The sequence below is a fragment of the Streptosporangium sp. NPDC048047 genome (assembly GCF_040653115.1).
Taxonomy (GTDB): Bacteria; Actinomycetota; Actinomycetes; order Streptosporangiales; family Streptosporangiaceae; genus Streptosporangium.
Genome location: NZ_JBEZNH010000001.1, coordinates 123,645 through 136,824 on the forward strand (window position 1 = coordinate 123,645; position 13,180 = coordinate 136,824).

At 74.4% G+C, this 13,180-nt stretch carries 14 protein-coding genes; 9 read left to right on the top strand and 5 right to left on the bottom strand.

Annotated features, from left to right (window positions below; translation table 11 throughout):
• Positions 1–396 precede the first annotated feature (396 nt).
• A complete protein-coding gene (locus AB0D67_RS00565) occupies positions 397–906 on the top strand; it encodes a hypothetical protein (RefSeq protein ID WP_362928273.1) in 510 nt (169 codons plus the stop codon).
• A 47-nt stretch (positions 907–953) separates the two neighbouring features.
• Positions 954–1,631, top strand: coding sequence for a hypothetical protein (locus tag AB0D67_RS00570; RefSeq protein ID WP_362928275.1), 678 nt, complete (start codon positions 954–956; stop codon positions 1,629–1,631).
• A 98-nt stretch (positions 1,632–1,729) separates the two neighbouring features.
• Here AB0D67_RS00570 and AB0D67_RS00575 read toward each other — a convergent pair whose 3' ends face one another.
• Positions 1,730–2,659, bottom strand: a complete 930-nt coding sequence (locus AB0D67_RS00575; RefSeq protein WP_362928277.1) for a ribonuclease Z — start codon at positions 2,657–2,659, stop codon at positions 1,730–1,732.
• A gap of 19 nt (positions 2,660–2,678) precedes the next feature.
• On the opposite strand from AB0D67_RS00575, the gene AB0D67_RS00580 reads away from it, so the two are divergent.
• Positions 2,679–3,200 carry a methylated-DNA--[protein]-cysteine S-methyltransferase gene (locus AB0D67_RS00580; protein ID WP_362928279.1) on the top strand — a complete coding sequence of 174 codons (522 nt, stop codon included), beginning with the start codon at positions 2,679–2,681 and terminating at the stop codon, positions 3,198–3,200.
• Between the two features lie 245 nt (positions 3,201–3,445).
• Here AB0D67_RS00580 and AB0D67_RS00585 read toward each other — a convergent pair whose 3' ends face one another.
• Positions 3,446–3,775, bottom strand: a complete 330-nt coding sequence (locus AB0D67_RS00585; protein ID WP_362928281.1) for an antitoxin — start codon at positions 3,773–3,775, stop codon at positions 3,446–3,448.
• A gap of 96 nt (positions 3,776–3,871) precedes the next feature.
• Here AB0D67_RS00585 and miaA point away from each other — a divergent pair, with 96 nt between their 5' ends.
• From miaA to AB0D67_RS00615, 6 genes are all read left to right on the top strand, one after another.
• Entirely contained in the window at positions 3,872–4,792 is a 921-nt protein-coding gene (gene miaA / locus AB0D67_RS00590; RefSeq protein ID WP_362928283.1) for a tRNA (adenosine(37)-N6)-dimethylallyltransferase MiaA, read from the top strand.
• 213 nt (positions 4,793–5,005) lie between these two features.
• Positions 5,006–5,815, top strand: coding sequence for a diaminopimelate epimerase (dapF, locus tag AB0D67_RS00595; RefSeq protein WP_362928285.1), 810 nt, complete (start codon positions 5,006–5,008; stop codon positions 5,813–5,815).
• Between the two features lie 194 nt (positions 5,816–6,009).
• Positions 6,010–8,289 carry a tetratricopeptide repeat protein gene (locus AB0D67_RS00600; protein WP_362928287.1) on the top strand — a complete coding sequence of 760 codons (2,280 nt, stop codon included), beginning with the start codon at positions 6,010–6,012 and terminating at the stop codon, positions 8,287–8,289.
• Positions 8,290–8,438: 149 nt separating this feature from the next.
• A complete protein-coding gene (locus tag AB0D67_RS00605) occupies positions 8,439–9,197 on the top strand; it encodes an SDR family oxidoreductase (RefSeq protein WP_362928288.1) in 759 nt (252 codons plus the stop codon).
• Positions 9,198–9,395: 198 nt separating this feature from the next.
• Entirely contained in the window at positions 9,396–9,758 is a 363-nt protein-coding gene (locus tag AB0D67_RS00610) for a phosphomannose isomerase type II C-terminal cupin domain (RefSeq protein ID WP_362928290.1), read from the top strand.
• 171 nt (positions 9,759–9,929) lie between these two features.
• Entirely contained in the window at positions 9,930–10,604 is a 675-nt protein-coding gene (locus AB0D67_RS00615; RefSeq protein WP_362928292.1) for an HNH endonuclease family protein, read from the top strand.
• On the opposite strand, the gene AB0D67_RS00620 is transcribed toward AB0D67_RS00615, so the two are convergent.
• The 3 genes from AB0D67_RS00620 to AB0D67_RS00630 form a co-directional block, all read right to left on the bottom strand.
• The gene (locus AB0D67_RS00620; protein ID WP_362928294.1) at positions 10,605–10,976 is read right to left on the bottom strand and encodes a PepSY domain-containing protein; all 372 of its coding nucleotides are present in this window, start codon (positions 10,974–10,976) and stop codon (positions 10,605–10,607) included.
• Positions 10,977–11,194: 218 nt separating this feature from the next.
• Positions 11,195–12,454, bottom strand: a complete 1,260-nt coding sequence (locus AB0D67_RS00625; RefSeq protein WP_362928296.1) for a HAMP domain-containing sensor histidine kinase — start codon at positions 12,452–12,454, stop codon at positions 11,195–11,197.
• Positions 12,451–13,131 (bottom strand): response regulator transcription factor, encoded by a 681-nt coding sequence (locus AB0D67_RS00630; RefSeq protein WP_362928298.1) that lies wholly within the window; start codon positions 13,129–13,131, stop codon positions 12,451–12,453. Before AB0D67_RS00630 ends, AB0D67_RS00625 begins: the two co-directional genes overlap by 4 nt.
• Positions 13,132–13,180: the final 49 nt, after the last annotated feature.

Sequence of the window (13,180 nt, forward strand, 5' to 3'; positions counted from 1 at the left end):
GGCGGATTTCCGGGGTCGCGCCGGATTGTCCCCGGTCGTCGGCTCCACCGATGGTAAGTCGTGATTTCGTTGTGATCAGTGTGCGATCACACCATTCCTGTGGCTAGTGTGGTCCGGCGCCCGCGGAAGCCGTGGAGGTTTCCCCCCGATAACCGCAGGGAGTTGTTCCGAATGCGCGTCCCCTCATCTCCGGGTCACCCTCAGCAGCCCGGAGACCACGTCCCCTCGTCTCCGGGCCACCCCCGACAGTCCGGAGACCCCATCCCCTTCTCACCGGACCACCCCCGGCGGCTCGGAGAGACCGAGATCCTCGCCGGCCCCGCCGGTGAACCCCTCCCCGCCGGTGAGACCACCGGCAAGCCCGCCCCCACCCGCAGGCGGAAGCGCGGTCCGGCCATGACCGTCGCCTCCGCCGTCGCAGGGGTGGCGGTGGCCGCCGTCGTGGGCGCCGGCATCGTCTTCGCCGTCGCCGGCGGCGACGATCCCGCCGGTCCGTCGGCGCCGAACGGCACCGGAACCAGCCAGGAGGCCGGCCAGGACCCGGCCTCCGGCGAGTCCGGCCGGCAGTCCGGAGACGCCTCCTCGGACGGATCCGGCGGATCCGAGGCGTCCGAAGGATCCGGCGGTTCCGGTGATTCCGGCGGATCCGTCGGAGACGCCGGATCGGGCACGGAGCGCGCCGCGGGCGGCGGCGACGGCGCGGCCACCGGAAGCGGCTCGCAGAGCGGCTCCCGCTCCTCGAACGGCGACACGACCGGTAAGACCACGACCGGCAAGAAGAGCTCGTCCGCGCCCGCCAAGGAGCACCAGAGCGGCACCGGGTCGTCCTCGGGCGAGGACGGCTCCGTCGACCCCCGCTCGGACGGCCCTCCCGGATCCGTCCCCCCGAACGGTCCCAACGGCTGACGGCGGCCACCGGCGGCGGCCGGCACCCGATCCCTTAGTCTGGCCGGGTGCTTGCCGCCGCCGCCGTGTGTCCTCACCCGCCGCTGCTGGTCCCCGAACTCGCCGGCGCAGCGGGCCCCGAACTCGACGACCTCCGGGCGGCCTGCGCGGCCGCGCTGGACGCGCTGCGTGACGCCCGCCCCGAACGGATCGTGGTGGTCGGCGGAGCGGACCTGGCCGGAGAGCACGGGGCCGGCGCCGCGGGGAGCCTCGCGCCCTGGGGTGTCGACGTCCGGGCCGGTGAGGGTGAGCCGGTCCTGCCCCTGTCCCTGACGATCGGGCGCTGGCTGCTCGACCGGGCGGGGATGGCCGCCTCGTCCTTCCACGCGGTGCCGTTCGACGCCTCGCCGGCGGAGTGCGCCGCGCTCGGCGCGCGGCTGGCGGACGGACCGGGCCGGGTGGCGCTGCTCGTCATGGCCGACGGCTCGGCCCGCCTGACGGAGAAGTCCCCCGGGTACCTCGACCCCCGCGCCGAGCCGTACGAGGCCGCGATCGTCGGCGCGCTGGCCCGGGGAGACGCCCGGGAACTCGCGGCGCTCGACCCGGGCGAGGCCGCGGAGTCGCAGGTGGCCGGTCGTGCGGCCCTTCAGGTCCTCGCCGGGGCGGGCGGTGCGTCGCACGCCGAGGTGCTCTACCACGCGGCCCCCTACGGCGTCGGCTACTTCGTCGCCCGCTGGACCGGATGACCCCGTCGCGGAACGGGGCGGAAACCGGTGGCCGCGGCGCGAAACGGAGCGGACGCCGGTGGCCGCGACGCGGAACCGGGACGGTCATCGGCCATCGGTCATCGATGGTCGCGGCGCGGGACCGCGACACGCATCAGGTCGTGGGCGAGCACCACCTCGCCGTCGAAGGCCAGGCGCGCCTCCTCCGTGAACCGGGGCTCGTCGGCGGCGTCGTAGCGTTCGGAGACGTGGGTCAGCACCAGGCGGCGCACCCCGGACTCGGCGGCGACCCGGCCGGCCTGGGCGGCGGTCAGGTGGCCGTACCGCGCGGCGAGGTCCGACTCCGAGGACAGGAACGTGGACTCGATCACCAGCAGGTCCACGCCCTCGGCGAGCGCGAGGACGCCGTCGCACAGCGCGGTGTCCATGACGAACGCCGCGCTCTGGCCGGGGCGGGGCTCGCTGCACTCCGAGAGGAGCACGACCGACCCGTCAGGGGCGCGCACCGAGCCCTCGCGCTGGAGTTCGCCGACCGCCGGGCCCCGGATGCCGCGCTCGGCGAGCCGCCCGGGAAGCATCCTCCGGCCGTCCGGCTCGTCGAGGCGGTAGCCGTAGGACTCGACGGGATGGGAGAGCGGCCGGGCGGTGAGGGTCACCGGCCCGGCGTCGAAGGCCGGCGCGGGGCCCGAGAGCGGGCACTCGTCGATCACCGAGGTGTCGGCGAAGACGCTGGCGTGGCGCAGCCGCCGCCAGTAGGTCTCGCCGCTCGCCGGGTAGGCCGCCCGGACCCGGTGGGTCACACCGTCCCTGGCGATGCGCTGGACGACGCCCGGCACCCCCAGGCAGTGATCGCCGTGGAAGTGGGTGACGCAGATCCAGGTGACGTCGTGGGAGCCGACGCCGGCCCGGATCATCTGGCGCTGGGTACCCTCTCCCGGATCGAACAGGAACCCCTCACCATCCCATCTCAGGAGATATCCGTTGTGGTTACGGTGGCGGGTGGGGACCGCGCTTGAGGTGCCGAGGACGACGAGTTCGCGAAGGGACACGGTGCACATGGTAGGAACGGTGGCGTTCGGGAGCGTCCCGACCCCGCTGGGGGACATGCTGGCCGCCGTCACCGAGGACGGGGTGGCGGGCGTCGGCTGGAGCGGTGGCCGCGACGGGGAGCTGCGGGAACGGCTGCTGCTCCGCCTGGGGCTGGCCGAGGCCGGCGACCCCGCGCGTACGGCCCCGGTGCTGGACGAGCTGGCCCGCTACTACGCGGGGGAGTTGCGGACGTTCTCCTCGCCGGTGGACTGGCGGCTGACCACGCCGGTGCAGCGCAGGGTGCTGGGCACCCTGTACGAGACGGTCGGGTACGGCGAGGCCGTGACCTACGGCGAGCTCGCCGCCCGCAGCGGGACGGGCGTCCCCGCGCGGGCCATCGGCTCGATCATGGGCGCCAACCCGATCCCCGTCATCGTCCCCTGCCACCGGGTCATCGCCGGGAACGGCCTGGGCGGTTTCAGCGGCGGTGAGGGCGTGGAGTCCAAGCGGTGGCTGCTGACCCTGGAGGGCTACCTGCAGCCGATGCTCGACTGGGGCTGACCGGCTCCGGCCGGATGAATCGGTCGGCCGGCCAGGAATCGGGCAGGACAAGGCGCCGGACGGAACCTCGGAACCGTCCGGAGACGGGTGCCGGACAGCGGAACCGTCCGGAGACGGCGGGCCTCCGGGCCGTCGGAGAGGCCGCCGGGGCGCCCGGCGCCGTGGCCGGAGACCTTCGCGACGGCGCCGCCCCGGCGGAAACCGGTGCCGGGCCGGACGGGCCCGGTGAACCTTCCCGGTGGCGGCTAGGGCGCCGGGGGCGCTCCGGGGCGGCCCGGGGCAGGCGGCGCGTCGGTGTCGGTCTCGGGCCGGCCGGGCGGCGTGCCGTGCTCGCCGTATCCCGCGGCGGTGCCCGCCTCGCCGTACCCTCCGGTCTCACCGGGCTCGCCGGGCCGGGCGGTCATCTTCTCGGCGGCCTCCCGCGCCTTCTGCGCGGCGAGGTCGATCTTGTCGTCGTACTTGCCGCCGCTCTTCTGCCTGGCCATCTGCTCGGCCTTGTCGATGCCCTTCTGGGCGAACTCCCCGGCCCGCGGGTTGCCCCGCAGCATCTCCTTGAGTTTCTGCATGATCGACATGGCTGCGTCCCCCTGTTCGACGTGACGTGACGTGACGTCAACCGCATGCATACCCACAGGGCTCACCCATACCCCGGAGGTTGACACACTTGTCCCGTGCGTCAGCTACCAGTCATCGCCGTCGTCGGCCCCACGGCGGCCGGAAAGTCGGACCTCGCCGTCGATCTCGCCCTCCGGCTGGGCGGCGAGGTGATCAACACCGACTCCATGCAGCTGTACCGGGGCATGGACATCGGCACGGCGAAGCTGACCCCGGCGGAGCGGCGCGGGGTCCCCCACCACCTGCTCGACGTCTGGGACGTCACCGAGACCGCGAGCGTGGCCGAGTACCAGAAGATGGCCCGGCCGCTGATCGAGGAGCTGCGGGCGAAGGGGACCGCGCCGATCCTGGCGGGCGGGTCCGGGCTGTACGTGCGGGCGGCCCTCGACCACCTGGAGTTCCCCGGCACCGATCCGGAGGTCCGCGCCCGCCTTTCGGCCGAGCTGGAGCGCCTCGGCCCGGCCCCGCTGTACGAGCGGCTGCGCGGGAGCGATCCGAAGGCGGCCGCGGCGATCCTGCCGGGCAACGGCCGCAGGATCGTCCGCGCGCTGGAGGTCATCGAGATCTCCGGGCGTCCCTTCTCGGCCACGATGCCCTCCTACGACGCCGTCTACGACAGCGTGCAGATCGGCGTCGAGGTGCCGAGGGACGTGCTGGACGAGCGGGTGGCGCTGCGCGTGGAGCGCATGTGGGAGGCCGGGCTGGTGGACGAGGTGCGGTCGCTGCTGCGACGCGGCCTGGCCGAGGGCCGTACGGCGAGCCGCGCGCTGGGCTACGCCCAGGTGCTGCGCCTCCTCGCCGGCGAGTGGACCGAGGAGGAGGCGAAGGCCGAGACGGTCCGGGCGACCCGCAGGTTCGTCCGCCGCCAGGAGTCGTGGTTCCGCCGCGACCCGCGGGTGGTGTGGCTCCCGCAGGAGGATCCCGGCCTGCTCGACCGCGCGCTGGCCGTGGTGGAGGGCGCTCCGCCCACGAGGTGACCGGCCGCCGTGGAGGTGCCGCGGAGGCGGCGCGCGACGGCCACCGGAGGGCGCCGCGTCCGCGAGATGACCCCGGGCACGCCCGCGGCCGGCCGGGCCCGGCCCGGGGCGCACCCGTGAGGCGACCTCCGGGCGTGTCCGCGACGGACCGGGCCCGTTGCGGGGCGCGCCCGCGATTCTCTCCCCGATCCGCGGCGTGCCTACAGTTGGGGCATGCGATTCGTGAAGGGCCACGGCACCGAGAACGACTTTGTGATCCTCCCCGATCCAGACGGCGAGCTTGAGCTGTCGGCGGCGAGGGTGGCGGCGCTGTGCGACCGGCGCGCCGGGATCGGCGCCGACGGCGTGCTGCGCGTGACGCGGACGAAGCTCGTCCCCGAGGTGGCCGGCCAGGCCGGCGAGGCCGAGTGGTTCATGGACTACCGCAACGCCGACGGCGGCATCGCGGAGATGTGCGGCAACGGGACACGCGTCTTCGCCCGCTACCTGGTCGAGTCGGGCCTGATGGACGAGGGCGAGTTCGGCGTGGCGACCCGTGGCGGGGTCAGGCGGGTACGGCTGGCCCGCGGCGGCGGCGACGTGAGCGTGGACATGGGGGCGCCCCGGGTGCTGGGCGAGAGCCGGGCGGTCGTGGGGGGCCGCGAGTACGAGGGCGTCCGCGTCGACATGGGCAACCCGCACCTGGCCTGCGTGATCGGCGACCCGGTGGCCGGGCTCGACCTGACCCGGCAGCCCGCGTTCGACCCGGAGGCGTTCCCGCACGGGGTGAACGTCGAGCTGCTCAACGCGGTGGGTCCGCACCGGATCGTGATGCGGGTCCACGAGAGGGGGGTGGGCGAGACACGGTCGTGCGGGACAGGCACCGTGGCCTCGGCGGTGGCGGCCGCGCGGCTGGCGGGGGAGAGCACCGGCACCTGGGAGGTGGAGGTCCCCGGCGGCACCCTCACCGTCACCCTCGACGAGCACACCAGCCACCTCGCGGGACCCGCGGTGCTGGTCGCCTCGGGCGAGATCCTCATCTGACGGCGGACCGGGCGGCGGATCAGGCGATGGACCGGCTGGCGGACCGGGCGATGGACCGGGCGGCGGGCCGGGCGATGGACCGGCTGGCGGACCGGCCGGCGAAAGGGACACGAGCGGACCGGCCGGGGCATCGGACCTGGCGAGATGGTCAAGTCGTTTGGGGCACGGTCGCCGACCTGGCAGACTGACGTCCCATGGACGTGGACATCTGGTCCTGGGTCGGCGACACCCAGCGGCAACTGCACGAAGCCGGGAACACCGGTCTGGCAATGGCGATCGGCGACGTGCCCGCCCAGGCACTGGAGGGCCGGTACGCGCAGCTCGACGTGCTCGCGCCGGCCATCGCCCAGCAGGCGGGAACGATGGGGCTGCCCTGGCTCGAGTTCTACGCCCGTTACTGGCACCTGATCGGCAGGGTCGGCGACCGCGCCCAGGGCGCGGTCGCCCTCGCCGACGCCGAGGCGCTGGCCGAGTTCGCCCGGCGCGAGGACGTCCGCGACTGCCCGTCGGCCCCCGGGGCCGTCCTCGCGCTGGCCATCGCGCAGGCGAACACCGACGGCCCCGGCTACGCCGCCGAGCGGCTCTCCTCCCTGGGCGCCCTCGACGTCGCGCCCGCCTCCCCGGCCTTCGCCGCCGTGGCCGAGCAGCACGTCGCCGCCCTGATCGACGCCGGCCGTCCGGTGGAGGCCGTCGCCCACGCCGAGGCCGCCGTGGCGGCGCTGCGCGAGGCCGGCCGCGAGGCGAGCTGGGAGCTGGGGGCCGCCTCGGCCCGCGCGCTGCTGGCCGCGGGGCGCCCGGAGGACGCGCTGACCGCGCTGGACGCCGCGGCCGACTTCAAGCCCGACGACCCGGTGGCCAAGGCGCACCGCGAGGGCGTGCTGCGGGCGTTCACGCTCGCCACCCTCGGCAGGACGCCGGAGGCCGTCGAGGCGCTGCCCGACCTCGACGTCGTGGCCGACCACCCGCGGGTGTGGGTGGAGTGGGCGCGGGCCATCCGCCTCCTCTCCGGCTCGGAGCAGATCACCAACAGCTGGCAGCTCGGCCGGGTCCTCAAGCAGTGGATCGACTACTTCGCCATGATGGGCGGCCACCGCGCCCGGGTCGAGCTCGCGATCATCGCCGGTCACCTGGCCGTCGCCCGGCAGGGCGTCTGGCAGACCCGGCTGCTGGCCGACCTCGCCGAGTCCGCGGCCGGCGAGCTGCGCGAGTCCGGTGACGTCGCCGGACGGGTCGCCGAGCTGCGTGCCGCGGGCGACGCGGCCACCGCGCTCCCGGCCCCCGGCCCCGAGGCCGAGCTGGTCGCCTACTTCGACGCGGCCGACGGCTTCAACGCCGACCCCGAGCGCTGGGTGGGCTGGCTGGCCCCGCTGGCCGGGCGCGACCTGGAGGCCACCCGGCGGCAGACCACCACGATGGGCTTCCTCGGTTATCCCGGCCAGGGCGCCGACACCTACTGGACCCTGCTGGTCGACTCCGGTGACGCCGCGACGGCCGACCCGGAGGACATCGGCTACATCACCGGCCTGCTGGTCGAGGCCCGCCAGGACGAGCGGCTGGAGCAGCTGGCCGAGCTGCTGCCCGCCGCGCAGCGCCACCTGGCCCTGGGCCGCCTGCACCGGGCGCGGGAGCGCTGGGAGCAGGCCGCCGCGGAGGCCGAGGCGGCGGTGACCGCCGGTGGCGCGGGCATGGAGGCGAGGCGGCTGTGGGCCGGCGCCGTACAGCAGGCCGGTGACAACGCCAAGGGCGCCGCGATCCTGAAGGAGGTCATCGACTCCGAGGAGACCGAGGCCGAGGACGTCTGGCGGATGATCACCATGGCGACGGCCGCCGAGGACTGGGAGACGGTACGGCTGGGCGCAGCCAAGGTCGGCATGCCGCTGCAGTCGGCCGAAGGGCCGATCGAGGAGGAGCTGGGCCTGGTGCGGGTCATCCTCCCCGCGCCCGACGGCAGCCAGCGGGCGGTCATCAGCCTGCGCACCGGCCCGGCCACGGCCCGCCTGGCCATCCCGCAGCCTCCCGGCATGGACTACAACGCCGGTGACCTCGTCGTCTTCGACCCGCAGCTGCTGGAGCCGATCCCGGAGAAGCCGGAGGAGCAGGAGAGCTTCATCCCGCCGTTCGCCGCGGTCAGCATGCTCCGTCCCGGCGGCTACACGAGCTGGTTCTTCGACGGCGCGGCGCCGAGCGAGGCCGACTGGGCCGAGTTCAACGAGGTCCTGGCCGAGCGCGGCTGGCCGATGTGGGTCTACAGCGACGAGAACTACACCGTGACCAACCCGGCCGACGGCGAGCGGATCCCCGGGGTCTTCGGCTGGATCGCGGTCCCGCCGAACGTGACCCCGACCGAGGTGGACGCCCTCCTCGACGACGCCACCGAGCGCTGGGTCCACCCGCTGGCCTGGCTGGACCTGGCCAGGTCGATCGACGTCGAGGTGGAGCGGCACGAGCGCATCGTCAAGGAGTACGGCCTGTAGAAGCCCGAGGCGCGGGATCCGAGGCCCGGAGCCGCGGACCCGGTGCGCCGGGCGCACATCGACCGCCCGTGAGGGAAGCCCCCTCACGGGCGGTCGGCGTTCACCTCTAGAATCTCGTTCGGTAATTACCGCGAGTGAGGGGGAACCGGATGCTGGACCGATTCCGGCTGGACGGCAAGGTCGCCATCGTCACCGGAGCCTCCTCGGGGCTCGGTGTGGCGTTCGCCCGTGGCCTGGCCGAGGCGGGCGCGGACATCGTGATCGGCGCGCGGCGCACGGAGCGCCTGGACGGCACCCGCGCGCTGGTCGAGGAGACCGGCAGGCGGTGCGTCGCCGTACAGACCGACGTGACCAGCCCTGACGACTGCCGCAGGCTGGTGGAGACCGCCGTCGCCGAGCTGGGTGCGGTGGACGTCCTGATCAACAACGCGGGCGTCGCCACGGCCGTGCCGGCGCTCAGGGAGACCCCCGAGCAGTTCCGTCAGGTCGTGGACGTCAACCTGCACGGCACCTACTGGATGGCTCAGGCGTGTGCCCAGGTCATGCGCCCCGGCTCCTCGATCGTCAACATCGGCAGCATCCTGGGGGAGACGACGGCCGGGCTGCCGCAGGCGGCCTACAGCGCGTCCAAGGCGGGTGTCATCGGCCTCACCCGGGACCTGGCCCAGCAGTGGACGGGCCGCCGGGGCATCCGGGTGAACTGCCTGGAGCCGGGGTTCTTCGCCTCGGAGATGACCGAGCAGTACGCCCCGGAGTACATGGCCCGGCAGTTGGAGACGCGGGTGCTGATGGGCCGCGCGGGCGACCCGGCCGAGCTCGTCGCCGCCGCGCTCTTCCTCGCCTCCGACGCCGGCTCCTACGTGACGGGCGCCGTGATCCCGGTGGATGGCGGGATCCTCGTCACCTGACCGGCGCGGGGGGAGAGAGGCGGCCGTGCGCGCCGGGGCGGGCGCCTGTCCGGCCGCGGCGGCCCGGTACGGGGGCGGCCGTGCACGCCGGGGCCGCCCGCCGTACCCGTGGCGCATGTGCGCTCGTCACGAAGGCATGCGAGAGTGCCTCTTACCCGAGTCACCCGACACGCTTGGGTGGGAGTGGATGGAGGAGAGTTGCAGCAGATCGATCGGCTCGGTGCGGTTGTACGGGATGAGCGCCCCTGGGGTGGTTTCGAGCGGTACACGCTCAACGAGCAGTCCACGGTGAAGATCATCGAAGTGGCGCCCGGCCAGCGGCTCAGCCTGCAGCGGCACGAACACCGCGACGAGCTCTGGGTCGCCCTCGACCCCGGCGCGGTGTTCGAGATCGACGGCGAGCGGATCGAGCCGGCGGTCGGCGACCGCGTGCTGATCAGGGCGGGCCAGACCCACCGCCTCGGCTCCTCGGGGCCGGCCGTCCGGATCCTGGAGATTGCCTTCGGCCACTTCGACGAGGCCGACATCGAGCGGCTGGAGGACTCCTACGGCCGCGCCTGAGCCGCCGGGAAGGCCGGGGAGACCCGGGGAGATCAAGGGACGAAGTATGACGAAGCGGGAGATGTCCTCCCGCTTCGGGCTCACCACCGGGTTGAGGTTTTGATCACCACCTGTCGGTGGTGGGGTACTTTGCCAGTTCATGGGTAACGAAGCGGTGTGAGAGGTGGCATAGTGCGATCGGCGACGGTGCGGGGTGCGGTCGCCGCGATGACGGCGTTCACGCTGGCCGGCTGCGGCGGCCTGACAGGGGCGGCCCCCGGCGGCGCACAGGACGCGGCCGTAGGGAAGTCCGCGGCCCAGGCGCTCAAGGATCTCGACAGGCTGCAGGTCAAGGGCCGGGCCCCGATGACCGGCTTCGACCGCGACGAGTTCGGCCCCGCCTGGGCGGACGTCGACCACAACGGCTGCGACACCCGCAACGACATCCTCAAGCGCGACCTGAAGGACGAGAGGTTCAAGGCGGGCACCCACGACTGCATCGTGGTGAGCGGCGTCCTGGACGACCCCTACAGCGGTAAGACGATCAAGTTCGAGCGGGGCCAGAGGACCAGCTCGGCGGTGCAGATCGACCACGTGGTCGCCCTCGCCGACGCCTGGCAGAAGGGCGCTCAGCAGTGGCCGGAGAGCAAGCGCAAGGAACTGGCCAACGACCCGCTGAACCTGCTGGCCGTGGACGGCCCGCTGAACGGCCAGAAGGGCGCGGGCGACGCGGCGACCTGGTTGCCGCCGCGCCGCGCCTACCGGTGCGCCTACGTCTCCCGTCAGGTCCAGGTGAAGGTCAAGTACGACCTGTGGGTGACGTCCGGGGAGAAGGACGCCATGCGGACCGTCCTGAAGTCCTGCTGATCAGTCGTCGAGCTTCCGCTTGACCCGGGTGACCTTCCCGGAGGCGGCCGACACGTGGACCTCGTACTCCCAGTGGCCCTTGCGCAGCTCGACCTTCCAGACCCGGCGTCCGTGCTCCCACTCCCGCTCGACCTCGGTCACCCGGGCGCCGGGCACCCGCTTCCGGGCGATCCGGATCGCCTCGCGGTAGGAGATGCCCGCGGTGGCGGCGGTCGCCGTGACGGCCGTCGAGGCGGTCGTCGAGGCGGCGGAGAGGGGGGCGCCGGCCGCGGGCCGGGCGGCGGCGAGGACGGTGCCGCCCTCGCCGAACAGGAGGGCTGCGGTGGTCGCGGTGGCGGCGGTCGCGAGGGCGACCTTGATGATCTGTCTCATGTGTCCAGATTCGCCGCGATCACGATAGCGCCGCGCTAAGCCCGCCCTAAAACAAGCCGAGCCCCGGGGCGCTCCGTGAAGCGAGCCGCGCCCTGGAGGACCACACGAAACGAGCCGCGTTTCCGGGACGCTCCGCGGAACGAGCCGTGCCCCGGAGGACCACACGAAACGAGCCGCGTTTCCGGGCCGCTCCGAAAAGTGGGCCGCGCCCTGGGGCACTACGCCCCGCCCAGCAGGAGGACGACGCTCGCGCCGCCCGTCGCGGAGGCGCCCAGGGACAGCGAGCCGCCCGACGACTCGGCCGTGCGGCGGGCGATGTCGAGGCCGAGACCGGTCGATCCGGCGCCGCTCCTGCCGCGTTCCGCGGGCGCGGCGGTCCCGGTCCCGAAGCCGGGCCCGTCGTCGGACACGGTCAGCAGCGCCCCGCCGTCCGCCGTCGCCAGCCGTACGGCGAGAGCCGCCCCCTCGGGCGTGTGCGCGAACACGTTGCCCAGCAGCGCGTCCACGCAGGCGGCCAGCTCGTCGGCGGGGACCGCGACGGGGAGCGGCCCCGGGGCCAGGTCGAGGTCGAGCCGACGGGCCTGGTCCTCGGCCAGCACCGACCAGAACGCGACCCGGGCCGAGACGACCGCCGTCGCGTCGCAGCCGGCCCGGTCCCGCGTCCGCCGTCTGGCCTCGACGATCACCGAGGTGACGGCCCGCTCCAGGGCGTCCACCCGGGCCTCGATCCGCCTCGCCTCACCGGGGTCGGCCAGCGACTCCGCCTCCAGCCGCAGCCCGGTCAGCGGGGTGCGCAGCCGGTGGGACAGGTCGGCCGCGTTCTCCCGCTCCTCGGCGAGCAGGCCGGTGATGCGCTCGGCGAGGTGGTTCAGCGCCAGTCCGACCGCCCGCACCTCCGGCGGGCCGCCGGGCACGGTCCTGGCCGCCAGGTCGCCGCGGGCCAGCCGGTGCGACACCCCGGCCAGGGCCGAGACCGGCCCGGTCACCGCGCGGGCCAGCCGGTCGGCGACCAGCACGCCGAGCCCGGCCAGGGCCACGCCGAGAGCCGCCAGCCCGGCCCACACCCGCGCCACCCCCTCGGTCAGGTCGGCGTCGCTCAGGTGGACCCGCACCACGGCCGTGCCGCCCGGCACGCCCTGGACCGCCACCAGGACCTCCCTACCGCCCGGCACCGCCGCCGTGACGCTGCGGCCCCGGGCGGCCAGCTCGACGGCGGGGGAGCGCCGGGCGGGGGCGCCGACCACCCGTCCGTCCGGGAGGAAGACCGTCACCGGGTGCGCCGCCCGCTCGGTGCCGAGCCGCAGGGTCTCGGCGTCCGCCGAGCCGACCGTCACGGCCACCGAGTCGGCCTCGCTCCCGGCGGCGCTCATCGCCCGGCCCTCGGCCGCCGTGCGGACCAGCAGCGCCAGCGGGACGAGCAGGGCGATCAGGACGAGGGAGGTGGTCGCCGCGACCAGCAGGGCCAGCCAGCGCCTCATGCCGGGGCGGCCAGCCGTACGCCGACGCCGCGCACGGTGTGCAGGTATCGGGGGGCCGCGGAGGTCTCGCCCAGCTTGCGGCGGAGCCAGGAGAGGTGGACGTCCACCGTCTTGTCGGCCCCGCCGTAGGGGATCTGCCAGACGTGGGTGAGCAGCTCCCGCTTGGTGACCACCTCGCCGGGCCGGGAGGCCAGGTAGTGCAGCAGCTCGAACTCCTTGGGGCTGAGGTCCAGCGGCGCGCCGTCCAGGCTCGCCTCTCTGGTGCGGGCGTCCACCCGCAGACCGCCGACGGTCACCGCGCCGTCGGCGCGGTCCGCTCCGGCGCGCCTGAGCACCGCGCGGATCCGGGCGTCGAGCTGGGCGGCGGTGAACGGCTTCACCACGTAGTCGTCGGCTCCGGCGTCCAGCAGCCGGACCATCTCCGCCTCGCCGTCCCTGGCGGTCGCCACGATCACCGGGATCCGGCTGACCGCCCGGAGCATGCGCAGCAGGTCGAGGCCGTCGAGGTCGGGCAGGCCCAGGTCGAGCACGACCAGGTCGGGGCGCTCCTCGACGGCCAGGCGGAGGCCGTCGAGGGCCGCGGCGGCCGACGCCACCGCGTGGCCCCGGTCGTGCAGGGCGCGGGTGAGCGAGACGCGGATCACGGCGTCGTCTTCGATGAGCAGCACATTGGACATTTGCCGCAACGGTAGCCCGGTTGCGACCCTCGGCATAAGCACGTTATCG

What these genes read in the sequence shown, in the direction of transcription:
- dapF (WP_362928285.1), top strand. Translation starts at nt 5,006, where the DNA reads ATGCGATTCGTGAAGGGCCACGGCACCGAGAACGACTTTGTGATCCTC.
- AB0D67_RS00600 (WP_362928287.1), top strand. Translation starts at nt 6,010, where the DNA reads ATGGACGTGGACATCTGGTCCTGGGTCGGCGACACCCAGCGGCAACTG.
- AB0D67_RS00620 (WP_362928294.1), bottom strand. Translation starts at nt 10,976, where the DNA reads ATGAGACAGATCATCAAGGTCGCCCTCGCGACCGCCGCCACCGCGACC.
- AB0D67_RS00605 (WP_362928288.1), top strand. Translation starts at nt 8,439, where the DNA reads ATGCTGGACCGATTCCGGCTGGACGGCAAGGTCGCCATCGTCACCGGA.
- AB0D67_RS00585 (WP_362928281.1), bottom strand. Translation starts at nt 3,775, where the DNA reads ATGTCGATCATGCAGAAACTCAAGGAGATGCTGCGGGGCAACCCGCGG.
- AB0D67_RS00630 (WP_362928298.1), bottom strand. Translation starts at nt 13,131, where the DNA reads ATGTCCAATGTGCTGCTCATCGAAGACGACGCCGTGATCCGCGTCTCG.
- AB0D67_RS00565 (WP_362928273.1), top strand. Translation starts at nt 397, where the DNA reads ATGACCGTCGCCTCCGCCGTCGCAGGGGTGGCGGTGGCCGCCGTCGTG.
- AB0D67_RS00625 (WP_362928296.1), bottom strand. Translation starts at nt 12,454, where the DNA reads ATGAGGCGCTGGCTGGCCCTGCTGGTCGCGGCGACCACCTCCCTCGTC.